12 protein-coding genes are annotated in these 14036 nt (G+C 69.7%); 4 read left to right on the top strand and 8 right to left on the bottom strand.

Features of this window, described 5'->3' with window-relative positions:
• The first annotated feature begins 22 nt into the window (after window positions 1-22).
• On the top strand, window positions 23-1156 hold the full coding sequence (locus BJ998_RS25480) for a fibronectin type III domain-containing protein (protein WP_184865554.1): 1134 nt from the start codon (window positions 23-25) through the stop codon (window positions 1154-1156).
• Window positions 1157-1238: 82 nt separating this feature from the next.
• Here BJ998_RS25480 and BJ998_RS25475 read toward each other — a convergent pair whose 3' ends face one another.
• The gene (locus tag BJ998_RS25475; protein WP_312890322.1) at window positions 1239-2204 is read right to left on the bottom strand and encodes a tetratricopeptide repeat protein; all 966 of its coding nucleotides are present in this window, start codon (window positions 2202-2204) and stop codon (window positions 1239-1241) included.
• Window positions 2205-2302: 98 nt separating this feature from the next.
• Between BJ998_RS25475 and BJ998_RS25470 the strand changes: the two genes are divergently transcribed.
• Complete coding sequence (locus BJ998_RS25470) at window positions 2303-3625, top strand: MFS transporter (protein ID WP_184865553.1); 1323 nt, start codon at window positions 2303-2305, stop codon at window positions 3623-3625.
• Between the two features lie 44 nt (window positions 3626-3669).
• Here BJ998_RS25470 and BJ998_RS25465 read toward each other — a convergent pair whose 3' ends face one another.
• From BJ998_RS25465 to BJ998_RS25455, 3 genes are read right to left on the bottom strand one after another with little or no spacing between them, the layout of a single operon-like run.
• Window positions 3670-4020: a nuclear transport factor 2 family protein gene (locus tag BJ998_RS25465; protein WP_184865551.1), complete on the bottom strand. Its 351-nt coding sequence runs from the start codon at window positions 4018-4020 to the stop codon at window positions 3670-3672.
• A 1-nt stretch (window position 4021) separates the two neighbouring features.
• Entirely contained in the window at window positions 4022-4891 is an 870-nt protein-coding gene (locus tag BJ998_RS25460; RefSeq protein ID WP_184865549.1) for an SCO6745 family protein, read from the bottom strand.
• A complete protein-coding gene (locus BJ998_RS25455; protein ID WP_184865547.1) occupies window positions 4888-5184 on the bottom strand; it encodes an MTH1187 family thiamine-binding protein in 297 nt (98 codons plus the stop codon). The genes BJ998_RS25460 and BJ998_RS25455 overlap by 4 nt, the downstream gene beginning before the upstream one ends.
• Before the next feature lie 98 nt (window positions 5185-5282).
• On the opposite strand from BJ998_RS25455, the gene BJ998_RS25450 reads away from it, so the two are divergent.
• Complete coding sequence (locus BJ998_RS25450; RefSeq protein ID WP_184865545.1) at window positions 5283-5786, top strand: MarR family winged helix-turn-helix transcriptional regulator; 504 nt, start codon at window positions 5283-5285, stop codon at window positions 5784-5786.
• Window positions 5787-5788: 2 nt separating this feature from the next.
• On the opposite strand, the gene BJ998_RS25445 is transcribed toward BJ998_RS25450, so the two are convergent.
• The 3 genes from BJ998_RS25445 to BJ998_RS25435 all read right to left on the bottom strand — a co-directional run bounded on the left by BJ998_RS25445 (window position 5789) and on the right by BJ998_RS25435 (window position 8162).
• Window positions 5789-6109, bottom strand: a complete 321-nt coding sequence (locus BJ998_RS25445; protein ID WP_184865543.1) for a DUF3817 domain-containing protein — start codon at window positions 6107-6109, stop codon at window positions 5789-5791.
• A gap of 101 nt (window positions 6110-6210) precedes the next feature.
• A complete protein-coding gene (locus BJ998_RS25440; protein WP_184865541.1) occupies window positions 6211-7257 on the bottom strand; it encodes an ABC transporter permease in 1047 nt (348 codons plus the stop codon).
• The gene (locus BJ998_RS25435) at window positions 7254-8162 is read right to left on the bottom strand and encodes an ABC transporter ATP-binding protein (RefSeq protein ID WP_184865539.1); all 909 of its coding nucleotides are present in this window, start codon (window positions 8160-8162) and stop codon (window positions 7254-7256) included. Before BJ998_RS25435 ends, BJ998_RS25440 begins: the two co-directional genes overlap by 4 nt.
• Before the next feature lie 175 nt (window positions 8163-8337).
• On the opposite strand from BJ998_RS25435, the gene BJ998_RS25430 reads away from it, so the two are divergent.
• Window positions 8338-10500, top strand: a complete 2163-nt coding sequence (locus tag BJ998_RS25430) for a caspase, EACC1-associated type (RefSeq protein WP_184865537.1) — start codon at window positions 8338-8340, stop codon at window positions 10498-10500.
• A gap of 81 nt (window positions 10501-10581) precedes the next feature.
• Here the strand turns inward: BJ998_RS25430 and BJ998_RS25425 are convergent, their stop codons facing one another.
• A complete protein-coding gene (locus BJ998_RS25425) occupies window positions 10582-13878 on the bottom strand; it encodes a GH92 family glycosyl hydrolase (RefSeq protein WP_184865535.1) in 3297 nt (1098 codons plus the stop codon).
• Window positions 13879-14036 lie beyond the last annotated feature (158 nt).

Here is a 14036-nt window from a genome sequence, read left to right as displayed (position 1 = left end):
TCCGGCCCTACCGTGGATACCCGTGAGGACGGGGGACCTTGCCGACATCGTCGGCGTGCAGGTTGCCTGGTGGCAACTCGGATTCCGTGGCCGGCGGGACGTGTTGCGGCGGGCAAGGACCGGCGATACCGGTCCCGGCGACGAAGTCGGTCACGCCTGGGCGATGCAGGTGCTGCACGCGCCCTGGTGGTGGCGGGCCGCCCGGACCGCGCTGGCCGCCGGGGCGGCGCTGCTCGTGGTCGTTGTCGCCGAGGTCGGCCTGATGTCGGAGATCGGCGACGCGACGGTGGCGGTGCTGCTCACCGTGCTGTCGTCGTTCGGCGTGACGGCGTACATGACGTGGCGGCAGACGAAGTGGGCGCGGGAGATCGCCGGATCCGCGGGCGAGCACGCCCGTCCGGCGTCCGTCGTCGCCCACAAGCTGCGCCTGACCGGCGCACTACTGCTGGCCGTCGCCGTCCTGTCGGTGTTCCTGCAGTCCGCCGCCGACACCGTGTCCGCCGAGAACGTCTGCCAACGGTACGCGCCCTACGACCCGCATTTCCCGGGGGTGTTCGAGGGGCACGCCGCGAACCACATGTGCCCCGTCAGCCCCATCCAGCACACGGACGATATCTCCTGGGTCCAGGGGGCGGACGGCAACTACGGGTTCTGGTTCCCGTCCGTCGGCGGGCTCCTCACCATGACATCGCCGATGCGGGCCGCGTGGATCAACTACCGCCAACTGCTCGGCGATCCCGTCGACACCGACCGGTTCGACGGCTGCAGCCGCTACATCAACTTCGCCCGCGGCTACCTGCTGGAGTCGCCCGGCCAGCCGGTCGTGGTCGCGTCCGGCAACCACAGGCCGTCGCTCAACACCGCCGACTGCTTCGTGCCGGACCGGCCGTACCTGACCAGCGTCGTCCAGGACGGCGACGGCGACCTCCAGCTCGACTGGAAGTACCCGGCGGCCGACGCCTACAACGTCAGCTACTGGGTGGTCGGGCGACCCGGCATCGTCAGCATCGAGGCCGCCCGCACCCACTTCGTCTTCGACCACCCCGAGCCGGGGGTGACCTACGGCTTCCAGATCCAGGCGTGCCGAAAGCACCTCCTGGGCCGCTCGAAGTGCACCACCAACTCCAACGCGGTCGCCGTCCACACCCGCCCCTGAAGCCCGGAACGGACCATTCCTAAACTCCGAGTTGAGGAATGGTCCGTTCCGAACATCCCAGGCTTGACAGCTCTAGGTGGGGCTAGTAGAGGGCGCTGGCCAGGTTGCGGCGGGCGGCGGCGACCCGGGTGTCGTCCGACGGGAACAGCTCGAACAGGCCGACGAGGTGCTGGCGCACCCGGTCCCGGTCGTCGCCGAACGTGCGGCGGACGGTGTCCACCAGCCGCGCGAAGGCGGCCTCCACCTCGTTGGCGGCGATCAGCGCGTCGGCGGCGGTGAGCTGGGCGTCGATGTTGTCCGGGTCGGCGTCCGCGGCGGCGACCGCGGCCGGGTCGGCGGCCTCGGCCCGCGCGGTGAAGCGGACCTGGGCCAGCGCGGCCTTGGCGTCGGCGTTGGCCGGCTCGGCGGCGAGGATCTCCTGGTAGGCGGCCTCGGCGGCGGCGTAGTCGCCGCGCTCGAACGCGTCCTCGGCGGCGGTGAACCGCGGGTCCTCGGGCTCCTCGTACGGCTGCCCGGCGCCGCCCTGCTCGGCGATGCGGATGCCGGGCAGCTTGTCGCGCAGCGCGTCCAGCAGGGAGTCCAGCCACTTGCGGATCTCCGGCTCGGGCAGCGCGCCCGCGAACGCGTCGATCGGCTGGCCGCCGGCGATGGCCACCACGGTCGGGATGGACTGCACGCCGAACAGCTGAGCGATGCGCGGGTTCGCGTCCACGTCCACGGTGGCCAGGATCCAGGCGCCGCCGGCGGCCTGGGCCAGCCGCTCCAGCACCGGGGACAGCTGCTTGCACGGCCCGCACCACTCGGCCCACAGGTCCACGATGACCGGGACCTGCATGGACCGCTCGACCACGTCGGTCTGGAAGCTGGCCTCGCTCACGGCGACGACGAAGTCGCCGGTGGCGGGGGTGGCCGCGGCTTGCGCGCCGCCCGCGGGAGGGGCCGGCTGCCGGCTCGCCGCGTCGGCCTTCGCCTTCAGACCGGACAGGTCGACGGCGCCGGACAGCGCCGCGGACAGAGCTGCGCTCTGGCGGGGGTTTGGCCTTGTCACGGTTCCATCCTGGCACGAACCTGCCGACGGTTGCCCGCGAGTCCGGCTGACAGGACACTGTCCACACACAGTTACCGGTCGGGACACTGGGGGTGGCCATGGTGGCCGGTGGCGAGGACGTGCCCGCCCGCCTGGAGAGACTGCCGGACTCCGGCTGGCACCTGCGGGTTCGCTGGCTGGTCGGGGTCGTCACCTTCTTCGAGGGCTTCGACCAGCTGGCCATCGCCTACACGCTGCCGTCGCTGACCGTGGAGTGGGGCCTGGGCACGGGCCAGCAGGCGCTGGCCATCACCAGCGGCTCGGTCGGCATGCTGCTCGGCGCGCTGGTGTCCGGCGTGCTGGCGGACCGGATCGGGCGGGTGAACGTGGTGGTGATCGCGCTCGCGGTGACCTCGCTGTCGTGCATGGGGCTGGCCATCTCGCCGGGCTTCGTCTCGTTCGTGCTGCTGCGCTTCGTGCAGGGTGTGGGCATCGGCGGCGAGGTGCCGGCGGCGGCGACCTACATCGGCGAGCTGGCCCGGTCCGACCGGCGCGGCCGGTTCGTGCTGCTGTACGAGCTGGTGTTCCCGGCCGGGCTGACCGCCGTGGCGATCGTCGCCGCGTGGGTGGTGCCGGTGCTGGGCTGGCGCTGGGTGTACGGCATCGGCGTGCTGCCGGCGCTGCTGGTCGGGCCCATCCTGCGCTGGGTGCCGGAGTCGCCGCGGTGGCTGGCGGCGTCCGGGCGGGGCGAGCGGGCCATGGGCGTGATGGAGCGGATCGAACGGGCCGTGCAGCGGTCGACGGGTCGGCCGCTGCCGCCGGTCGTGGCGATCACCCGGGCGCCCTCGGTGCGCCGCCGTTACCTGCGGCGCACGGTGATCGTCGGGTTGCTGTGGCTGCTCAGCTACTTCGCCAACTACGGCGTGGCCAGCTGGCTGCCGACGATCTACACCGATGTCTTCGGGTTACCGGTCTCGACGGCGCTGACGTACAGCGTGGCGACCTCGGTCGCCGGCCTGCTCGGGGCGGTGGCGATCGCGCTGCTGGTGGACCGCATCGGCCGGCGGGCCTGCCTGGCCGGCGGTAGCGCGCTGGCGGCGGTGACCTTCGCCGCGCTGGCCGCCCTCGGCGCGAACTCGCCACTGGAGCTGCTGGTGCTGTCCGCCCTCGGGGCGTTGTTCGTGTTCGCCGTCAACCTCGGGCTCTACCTGTACGCCCCCGAGCTGTATCCGACGCCGATGCGCGCCGCCGGCGCGAGCCTCGGCGGCGTGTGGAACCGCGTCGGCGTCATCGCCGGCCCGCTCGTCGTCGGCGCGTTCGCGGCCGGCCTCGGGCTGCCGGCCGCCTTCGCCGTGCTGGGCGTGGCGATGCTGGCCGCGGCGGTGACGGCGTTCCTGGCCGAGGAGACCCGGGGGCGGACGCTGGAGGAGATCTCGCCCTGACCCCGGCGAGTCACGCTCTCGGACACACCGAATGTCGAGTTCCGTCAGGCGTACGTGCCGTGCCCCTCGACCACCAGGCCGTCACGCAGCTTGAGGACCTCGCTGACCTCGCGGCCGTCCTGGTTCCGGTAGTTGATCACCAGCACGTCCATGCCGACCCGCACGCTCAGCACCTCGAAGCGCAGGTCCGGGATCCGGCGCAGCCCCGCGGCGTAGTACTCCCGCACCGTCTGCTTGCCGTACAGCGTCCCGGACTCGTCGCCGCAGAACGACACCACCACCGGCGAGCTCCACACCACGTCGTCGGCGAAGTGCGCGAGCAGCCGCTCCAGGTCGTGCGCGTTCCACGCCTCGACCCACTCCTGAGCGAACTTCTCGGCGAATTCCCGTTCCACGTCACTCCCCCGCGATCTTGACCAGGTCCAGGCCCATCGGGTGCGGCTTGATGACGCCGACGCCCGCGGCCACGATCCGGCGCAGGAACCCCGTCATCAACTCCGCCAGCCGCTCGGTGCCGGCGTCGCCGAGGACCTCCCACGGCAGCTCGGCCGCGGCATCGGTCCGCGTCTCGACATCGTGCCGGGCCCGGGAGCCGTCGGCGGTGATCCGGTTTTCCTTGTCCATCAGCCCGCGATCCCGCAGCCGGCGCTGCGCGGCGGCCCAGTCCTCGGCCGTCCAGCCCCGCCATGCCTCCCAGCCCTGCTGGTCGGAGACCTCCCGGTCGGCGGCGAACGCGACGAGCGTCTCGACGGGGTCGAGGCCGGCCGCGACCAGCGCGGCCACGTGGCCGTCGCCGCGGGACTCGCGCAGGATCGTCGTGGCGTGCCACAGCACGAGGTGCGGCGGATCGGGCCACGGCAGCGCCACGTTGGCGGCGGCCAGCGGCCGGCCGGCGATCGGGGCGGCGAGGGCGGCGCGCTGCGCCAGCTGGGCCGCCTCGATCATGTCGTCGCCGACGACGTCGTCACCGAAGATCGCGCGCAGGCCGGCGTCGACGCCGGCGAGCCGGGCCTCGAGGAACTGCTCCGGGGTGGCGATGGTCCACGCGGTGGGAATGGCGCGGGCGACCCGGCTCAGCTTGAAGTTGTAGAAGGAGGCGGCGACGACCTCGGCCGGCACGGCGCCGAGCGGGGCCGCACGCAGCCCGAAGTAGCCCATCCAGCCGCCGCGGCAGCCCAGCGCGTCGGTCGCGGCCCGCGCCTGCGGCGCGAAGTAGGTGACGCCGTGGTACGGCTCGTACAGCGTCCACATCCGCCGCGCACTCATGACAGGTAGTTCTCCACCCGTTCCACCTTGGCGTGCAGCTGATCGGTGTGCCCGGGGCGGATGTCCGCCTTGAGCACCAGCGACACCCGCGGCGCGTGCGCCTGCACGGCCTGCACCGCGCGCTTGACGACGTCCATCAGCTCGTCCCAGTCCTCACCCTCGATGGTGGTGAACATGCTGGTGGTCTCGTTGGGCAGCCCCGACTCCCGAACCACGCGCACCGCGTCGGCGACCGCCTCCGCCACGCTGTCGGACTCGCCGCCGAGCGGCGACACACTGAACGCGACCAGCATCGGCCCTCCCTGTCTGGATGCCGGCCAGTCAACCCGCTGCGGGGCGCTCCGGCAACAACCCGTGATCACCGACCCCTGAACTGCTAGCGTCGACAACCATGGCCACCCAACCGTTGCCGTTCGACCCGATCGCCCGCGCCGCGGGCATGTGGGAGGAGCGGGTCGGCCCGTCCGGGGCGATGGCGGCGGTCACCAGCATCATGCGGGTGCAGCAGATCCTGCAGTCCACGGTGGACGCGGCGCTCAAGCCGCACGGGCTGACCTTCGCCCGGTTCGAGGCCTTGGTGCTGCTGACGTTCTCCCGGCGCGGCAGCCTGCCGATGCGGGTGATGGGCGAGCGGCTGCAGCTGCACCCGACCAGCGTCACCAACATCGTGGACCGGCTGGAGGCCGACGGCCTGGTCAAGCGCACGCCGCACCCGTCGGACCGGCGCACCACCCTGGTGGAGATCAGCGCGGCCGGCCGCGAGCTGTGCGAGGCGGCGACCAAGTCGGTGTCCGACGTCAACCTCGGGCTGCGCGGGCTGACCGACCGGCAGACCGAGCAGCTGACCGAGCTGCTGTCCAAGGTGCGCAAGGCGGCGGGCGACTTCGCCGGCTGAGCTCAGGCGCTGATCGCGACCGCCCGCTCGGCCAGCCGCCCGGTGCGGGTGGCCCAGCGCTCGAACACCACCGAGCCGAACGGCGGGATGCTCGCGACCAGCGCCCACACGGTGGTCCGGTTGTCCCACCGCAGGGCCCGGCGGGCCAGCAGCGACAGCACCACGTAGGCGATGAACACGACGCCGTGCACCGAGCCGAAGATGTGCACGCCGATGGCGTTGCCCATGGCGTACTTGAAGAACATGCCGATCAGCAGGCCGGCCCAGGAGACCGCCTCGGCCACTGCGACGGCGCGGAACCGCCCTGACGGGGTGTCGAACATGGCTCCCAGTGTGGGGCGTGAGCGGGCTCACGCCCCTACCGGGTCGGCGAGGTCGCGCCGATGCCTGGAGCGACCGAGCCGCGCGCGGAACGCGCGCGACGTCAGCTGTCCTCCCAACTGAAGACTCGGGACGCGGCGAATCCGACCACGATGGTGAAGCCGATGAGAACCGCCGCCGGAACGCCGAGCGCCTCGATCCCCTTGCCGCGCACCAGGACGTCGACCATGGCGTCGTTGAGATGCCGCAGCGGCAACACCTCCGAGACGGTCTGCAGCCACTGCGGGGCGTTCTGCAGCGGGAAGAACGTGCCGGACAGGAACGCCATCGGCAGCACGATCACGTTGGTGATGCCGGTCGCCGCCTCCTCGGACTTGGCGATGGAGCCGACCAGCACGCCGATGGAGAAGAACGACAGCGAGCCGAGGACGAGCAGCGGCAGCGCCAGCCACCACTGGCCGGCCAGCTTGAGCCCGAACACCGGCGTCATCGCGACCGCGACGAACAGGATCGCCTGCAACACCGAGGTTCCGATGGTCACCAGCAGCCGGGACGAGATCACCGTGCCGGTGCTGACCGGGGCCAGCCGGATCCGTCGCAGCACCTGCTTCTTGCGCCAGTTCACCAGGGTCAGCGCGGAGCCGAAGATCGCCGAGGTGGCCAGGCCCCAGGACAGGATGCCCGGCGTGAGGAACTGGATCGCGGTCAGCGACGAGTCCTCCACCCGCTGCGAGTCCAGGGTTATCGCCGGCGGCTTGCCGCTGGCCTGCAGGTTGGTGCCGTCCACGACCGAGCCGACGATGGCCTGCACGGTGCCGGCGGCGACCGAGTCGCTGGCCGCGTAGCGCAGCTGAATCTTGTTCCCCTGCACGGAGATCGCCGCCGGCACGTCGCCGTTCCTGACGGCCTGCACGGCCTTGTCGAACGAGTCCACGTGCTGGATCTCGACGGTGCCGGTGCCGTCAAGCGCCGTGATCACCGGCCCGTCGCCGACCACGTCGATCTTCGTTTTGTTGGCGGAACTGCTGCCGAAGATCAGGCCGAAGATGACCAGGAACATCAGCGGCATCAGGAAGGTGAAGAACAGCGCGACCCGTTCGCGGAAGAACCCCTTGAACATGGCCACAGACAGGCTCTTGAACGCGGTCATGCCCGGTACTCCCGTCCGGTCAGCTCCAGGAAGACGTCCTCCAGCGTGGCGCCACGGACCTGCAGGCCCTCCAGCGCGCCGCGTTCGGCCAAAGTGGACAGCAGCTTGGCCGGGTTGCGAGTGGACAGTCGCAACGAGACGCCGTCGTCGGCGGCTTCCTCAACGCCGGCAAGGGTCTTCGCCTCCTCCAGCGGGATGATGCCGCGTTCGATCATCACGTGCGTCGGCGCGTCCAGGCCGCGCACCAGCGTCGCCGGCGCGTCCATGGCCAGGATCCTCCCCTTGTCCATGATCGCCGTGCGGTCGCAGAGGATCTCCGCCTCGTCCAGGTAGTGCGTGGTGTAGACGATGGTCTTGCCACGTTCCTTGATCGCGCGCAGCACGTCCCACAGGTTGCGGCGGGCCTGCGGGTCCAACGCCGCCGTCGGCTCGTCGAGGAACACGATGTCCGGGTCGTGGGCCAGGGCGCAGGCGATGGACAGCCGCTGCCGCTGGCCGCCGGACAGCTTGTTCTCGCGGGTGTCCGCCTTGTCCGCCAGGCCCACCAGCTCCAGCATGTCCGCCGCCGTGCCCGTGCTCACGCCGTACAGCGAGGCGAAGGTCTCCAGCTGCTCGCGGGCCGTCAGCTTCTCGAAGAACGACGAGGCCTGCAGCTGCACCCCGATGCGCGGCAACAGCTTCGGGTTGCGCGGCCAGGGCTGCTCGCCGAACAGCCGCACGCTCCCCTCGTCGGGCTTGCGCAGCCCCTCGATGATCTCCAGCGTCGTCGTCTTGCCCGCGCCGTTGGGACCGAGGATCCCGAAGAACTCCCCCTCGCCGACGGAGAACGACACCCCGTCGACCGCCCACAGGTCGCCGTACCGCTTGCGCAGCCCCTCGGCGACGATCGTGCTCCCCTTGCTCATGGCGGGAACGCTAGGTCTCACCGGATCCGGCGGCGGGCTTTCGCCGCAACACCGGAGATATGTCAGGGTCCCCATTAGACCGATCGGGTGCACCGCACGGGATTCGCTGTAGGGTCGGCGCACCTTGCGCTATCGATTGGATACGGCGCGTCGGTCGTATCGAATGGCAGGTGGCATGGCAGGCAGGCGGACGGCGCTGCTCATCGTGACCGACACCCATGCGGACCCGACCTTCCGAGCGCTGCGGGCGCCCCAGGCGGATGCCCAAGCCCTCGCCGACGTGCTGCGGAACCCCGAGATCGGCGGCTTCACCGTCGAGACGCTCGTCAACCGGTCCGCCGACGAGGTGCGGCGGCGGCTCAACCGGCTGTTCAACGAGGCCGAGCGGGACGACATGATCCTCTGCTACGTGTCCGGTCACGGTGTCAAGGATGTCTCCGGCCAACTGCACCTGGTCACCACCGACACTGAGCACCAGCTACTCCCCACGACCGCTGTGGCCGCCAGCCTCCTGCGGGAGCTCATCGACAACAGCCAGGCCCGCCGGGCCGCGCTGTGGCTGGACTGCTGCTATTCCGGCGCTTTCCCCTCCGGACGGGCCCCCAAGGCCGAGGGCAGCGTGGACGTCGTCGCGCAATTGACCGCGGACTCGGGCCGGGGCTGTGCCGTGATGACTGCGTCCACCGCCATCCAGTACGCCTTCGAACGCGGCCCGGACCCGCATGTCCGCGGCAGCGCCCAACCGTCCGTGTTCACCGACGCCATCGTCCGCGGCCTGCGTACCGGAGCCGCCGACCTCAACGCCGACGGTTTCATCGACGCCAACGAACTGTACGTCTTTGTGCACGACGAGGTGAAGAAGAACACCCCGGACCAGACACCGACCCGCAGCGTCCAACTGGTCGGCGACCTCTACATCGCACACAGCAACCGCGGCCTCCGCCTCAATCCCGATCTGCCTGCCGAGATCAGGCAAGGGCTGCGCAGCACCGTGACGCGCATCCGTATGGCCGCCGTCGAAGAACTCGGCGAGCTGGCCAGCCTTGGCGACGAAGTCGCGCGGAAAACGCTGCACCAACTGAGTGAGGACACGAACCAACCACTGGCCGAAGCCGCGCGTGCCACCCTGAGTGCCTCCACCGCCTCGCCCGATCCTCAACCTGCGCAGTTCCTCATGTCGCCCGCACAGCCTCCGCGATCGAAAACCGAGCCGGCGCAAATCGCGCCGCCGCCGGGCGTCTCCACTCCGTATCCACCGCAGTTTCGACGTTTGTTGACGTATGAGGGCGGCACCCTTTCCGTGACCGCGGGCTGCTTGATCTGGCAATTCACTGCGCCGACCTGGACGAGCGCGATCACGCTCGGCGGATTCGGCCTCGTGACGGTCATGTTCAGCATACCGCTGCTGCGACTGTACGCGCTCAGACGAGAAGACCGAAGCATAACACTAACCAAGGAAAGATTCGTTAGCACGGCCACCTTCAGCCCGGACGGCTCAATACTGGCCACCGCTAACTTTTCCGGGGTCACACTGCGGTCGACAGAAACCTGGAAGACGGTTGCCGGATTCAAGATCGGAGGCACACTGAACCAGCTCAGTTTTAGCCCCGATGGCACTCTACTGGCCACCGTCTGTCGCAACGTCGTAAAGATATGGCACGCCAATGGCAAGCAAGCCGTCGCCCTACCCTACAACGCGGACACGACAGCGTTCAGCCCGGATGGAGAATTGCTGGCAACCTCAGCGCAAGATGCACCCATCACACTGTGGCGAACCAGCGACTGGAAACCTGTCGCACAGTCGTCGCAAATTCGGCCCGAATACCATTCCGACGACATGGCGTTCGCCCCGGGCGGCCACCTGCTTGCGGCAACATGGGGTAACGCTATTCACATTATGGACAGAGCGCTGAACGAATCACAGCTGCTGAAGGCGCCGCGTTCAGGGTTGTTCAAGTTCATCGCCTTCTCTCCGGACGGTTCGCTGCTCGCCGGATGCACAGCCGAACGCAGCATCGTGATGTGGCGTACTGACGATTGGAAGGAGCACAAGGTTCTGACCGGCCACCGGAACGTGGTCACTGCCATAGCATTCAATCCGGACGGGACGGCGATCGCGAGCTCCAGTTGGGATGGCACCGTTCGTCTGTGGAATGTCTCGGACGGCCGCGTGATCGCCTGCCTGCGGGGCCACCTAGGTTGGGTGACGTCGGTAGCGTTCAGTCCAGACGGGCGATACGTCGTCAGTACCGGTCAGGACGGCACGGTGAAGCTGTGGCCGCTGTGGGAGATCACCTCCCTGAGCACCGCCGGGCACGAACACGGTGAGGCGGGCTGATCCACCGGATTGCCGGTGACCAGCCCGCCTCGGGTCACTCACGAAGCCGCCGCCACGTCCCTCGTGAGCGTCTGGGAGTGCTCAGCCGACGGCGATGCTGAACACGTGGAAGGTGCCGCCCTGAATGGTGCCCGGCAGCGTGATGCTCTTGACCTGCTTGCCGGCCTGCAAAGCGATCGGCGCGGTGGCGAACAGGTAGACGACGAGCTGCTGCGAGGTGCCGCCGCCGGCGTTGCGGTACGGCATGGTCACGACGGTCCGGTTGTTGTACGCGACGGGAGCGCCGCCACCGCCGAGCGCCCAGTCGGAGAAGCCGACGGAGGCGTTCTGGGTGGTGCCATCGGTGTAGGTGATGGTCAACGTCCCGGAGGCGTTGCCGTTGCCGGCGCTGCCGAGCAGGGACAGCTGGGTGGCGCCGGCAGGGGCGTCGATGTTGATGGTCTGCCCACCGGCGTTGACGTTGTCGAGCTCACCGACGGGAACGTTGGGCCACACGAACTTCAGGCCGTCGGAGTCGGTGATGGTCGAACCCGGGTTGACGCCCTTGGCGGCCAAGGCGTTGCGCGAGTAGCTCCAGCCGCCGCCGTCGAAGTTGCCGATCTGCTGGTTGTCGTCGGGCGACGTGCCGACGTTGTTGAACGTGGCCCGCAGGCTGCCGGGCTGCGCCACCAGCACGGCCAGGGTCGACCCGTTGATGGCCTTGCCGCCGGCGGTGTACGAGATCGGGATGTTGTACGTCTGCTCGGCGGTGCCGGCGGCGACGGTGACCGTCACCGGAGTGCTGGCCTTGCCGCCGGGATCAGTCGTCAGGTCACCGGAGGACGGGGTGATGGTCAGCCCGGCCGGCGCGGTGGCGGTCCAGTGCACGGTCGTGCCCTGGCCGGACAGGTCCTGCACGCCGACGTTCGCGTTGGCGGTGCCGCCCGCGGGGGCGACGAGCCGGGACGGGTCGACGAACGTGCTCTGGTTGACCGCCCCGTCGGTGAACGACGGCGGCGCGTCGGCGTGCGCCGAGCCCCAGCTGGTGTTGGGCGTGGACGACAGGCTGAAGTCCAGCGTTCCACCGGTGTTGACGAACGACTCCGGCAGCCACGGCTTGGTCCAGGTCTGGCCGTTCAGCTTCAGCGAGTCGATGTACGGCGTCGACGTCGAGGCGCCCGGGGCGTTGATGGTGATCTTCTGACCGCCGGGACGGGTGATGACGGCGCCGGTGAACTCCGGCGTGTTCAGGGTCAGCTCGGCGCGGCCCGGGATCTCCGGGTACAGGCCGAGGGACGCCCACACGTACCAGGACGACATCTCACCGAGGTCGTCGTTGCCGACCAGACCGTTCGGGCCGGCCTTCCAGATCTGCTGGCGGATCTGGTTGACCAGCGCCTGGGTCTTGTACGGCGCGCCGGTGTAGTCGTAGATCCACGGCGTCTGCAGGGTGGGCTCGTTGCCCAGGAACGCGTGCGGGTCGCTGGGGCCGGCGTTGAGCTTGGTGAAGAAGTCGTCCAGCCGCTTGTTCACGGCGTCGTTGCCGCCCAGCGCGGTGATCAGCCCGCTGTAGTTGTACGGCACCATCCACACGTACTGCGCGCCGTTGCCCTCGGTGTAGCCGCCGGGGTCGGCCGGGTTGAACGGGCTGCCGAACGAGCCGTTGGCCGCGCGCGGCTGCAGGTAGCCGGTGGCCGGGTTGTACAGGTTCTGCCAGTTCTGGGCCCGCTTGATGAACGTGTTGTACGTGGCCGAGTCGCCGAGGCGCCGGGCCAGCTGCGCGATGGAGAAGTCGGCGCTGGTGTACTCCAGCGTGTCGGAGGCGACGCCGGGCACGTAGCCGAGCTTGAGGTAGTTGGCCAGGCCCGGCCGCTCCTCGTAGCCGACGGTCGGCTGCGAGGCGCCGCGTTCCATCAGCAGCAGCGCCTGGTTGGCGTCGAACCCCTTGGCGCCGAAGGCGTACGCCGTGGACACGATGATGTGGTACGGGTCGCCGTTCATGACGCCGGTGTAGTCGTTGGCGACGGTCCACCGGTCCCAGGACCCGCCCTGCGCGGCGAACTGCACCATCGAGTTGGCGATGTCGGAGGTCTCACTGGGCGCCAGCAGCGCCAGCAGCTGCGCCTCGGACCGGTAGATGTCCCAGCCGGAGAAGTTGGTGTAGATCGCGTGTCCCTTGGCGGCCTTGTGCAGCTGCCCGTCGAAGCCGGGGTACTGGCCGTCGGAGTCGGAGAACACGTTGGGCTGCAACAGGGAGTGGTACAGCGCGGTGTAGAAGATGGTCTTCTGGTCGTTGGTCCCGCCGGTCACCGCGATCTGGTTGAGCCGGCTGTTCCACGACGCCCGCGCCGCCGCCGCGACCTGGTCGAAGGTCTTGTCCGGGTTCTCCGCCTTGATGTTCGCCTTCGCGCCGTCCACCGACACGAAGGAGACGCCGACCTTCACGTTGACGGTCGGGGACTTCGTGTTGTCGAAGGTGACGTAGGCGCCGCTGCCGGGCCCGGACACGGTGGTGTCCTGCGGCTTCACCGACTGCGAGGTGACGTCCGACTTCGCCTTGGCTGACTTGGCGTTGGCGGTGTTGGGCGCGCTGGTGACCGGGGCCTTCGGCAGCGACATGCCGCGCTCGGCGTCCTTGCCGGGCGTCACGGCGCCGTTGTGCCAGGTGCCCGTGCTGGCGAAGTTCTGGTCGAACTGGGCGTAGAAGTAGACCCGGTAGTGGTCGTCGGCGCCGCAGAAGTGGCCGCTGGCGGCGTACCCGCTGATGTAGTTCTTGCCGATGGTGACGGACGCGTCGTCGGTGCCCATGATCGAGCCGGACACGTTGACCAGCAGCGTCGAGGTGGGCCCGACCGGCCAGGTGAAGCGGCCGGCGCCGGTGCGCTGGGTGGCGCTCAGCTCGACCTTGGCCCCGTTGTCCAGGTTCACGCCGTACGAGCCGGCGGTCACCTTCTCGTTGCTGTGCGAGAAGGTGGAGATGTACTTCATCGGGTTGGCCGCGGGCGAGTCGGTGATGTCGCCGACGACCGGCATGAACGGGATGTCCTGGTAGGTGTCGCAGCCCGCGCCGGACAGGTGGGTCAGGCTGAAGCCCTTGATCCGGTTGTCCTGGTAGTAGTACCCGCCGTGCTGGAGCGTCACGGTGTCCGGGCTCCACTGCACCATGCCGAACGGCACGTCCGCGCCGGGGAACGTGTTGGCCGCGCCGCCGCCGGTGCCCATGTCGGCGTCGCCGGGCTGGGTGCCGATGTACGGATCCACCCACTGGGCGAGGTCCTGGGCCTTCGGCGCGGGCGCGGCGGTCGCGGTTGTCGCCACCATCGGCGACACCACCATCGCCAGCGCCGTGCCGATCACCGCTGCGGCGCGCCAGCGCCGCGGTCTCGGGACAGGGAACATCGTGCGGTCGCCTCCCGTGGCTCGAACACAAGTTCGTCGAGCGGCGGACGTGACAACCTTGTCGCGACGCCCGGCGGGTCCGCTCGACCCGTCGGCAACACTGCGGAGCGTGTCGGACCCGCGTCAAGACGCTACGGATGACCCTGTCTGCTTCCGGA

This window comes from Kutzneria kofuensis (assembly GCF_014203355.1).
Lineage (GTDB): Bacteria > Actinomycetota > Actinomycetes > Mycobacteriales > Pseudonocardiaceae > Kutzneria > Kutzneria kofuensis.
Note: the sequence above shows the minus strand (reverse complement) of the source record. Positions and strands in the feature narration are given on the sequence as shown.

Coding starts and splice junctions, on each gene's coding strand:
- BJ998_RS25435 (WP_184865539.1), bottom strand. CDS start 8,162: ATGAGCAAGGGGAGCACGATCGTCGCCGAGGGGCTGCGCAAGCGGTAC.
- BJ998_RS25460 (WP_184865549.1), bottom strand. CDS start 4,891: ATGAGTGCGCGGCGGATGTGGACGCTGTACGAGCCGTACCACGGCGTC.
- BJ998_RS25430 (WP_184865537.1), top strand. CDS start 8,338: ATGGCAGGCAGGCGGACGGCGCTGCTCATCGTGACCGACACCCATGCG.
- BJ998_RS25450 (WP_184865545.1), top strand. CDS start 5,283: ATGGCCACCCAACCGTTGCCGTTCGACCCGATCGCCCGCGCCGCGGGC.
- BJ998_RS25470 (WP_184865553.1), top strand. CDS start 2,303: ATGGTGGCCGGTGGCGAGGACGTGCCCGCCCGCCTGGAGAGACTGCCG.
- BJ998_RS25445 (WP_184865543.1), bottom strand. CDS start 6,109: ATGTTCGACACCCCGTCAGGGCGGTTCCGCGCCGTCGCAGTGGCCGAG.
- BJ998_RS25425 (WP_184865535.1), bottom strand. CDS start 13,878: ATGTTCCCTGTCCCGAGACCGCGGCGCTGGCGCGCCGCAGCGGTGATC.
- BJ998_RS25455 (WP_184865547.1), bottom strand. CDS start 5,184: ATGCTGGTCGCGTTCAGTGTGTCGCCGCTCGGCGGCGAGTCCGACAGC.
- BJ998_RS25440 (WP_184865541.1), bottom strand. CDS start 7,257: ATGACCGCGTTCAAGAGCCTGTCTGTGGCCATGTTCAAGGGGTTCTTC.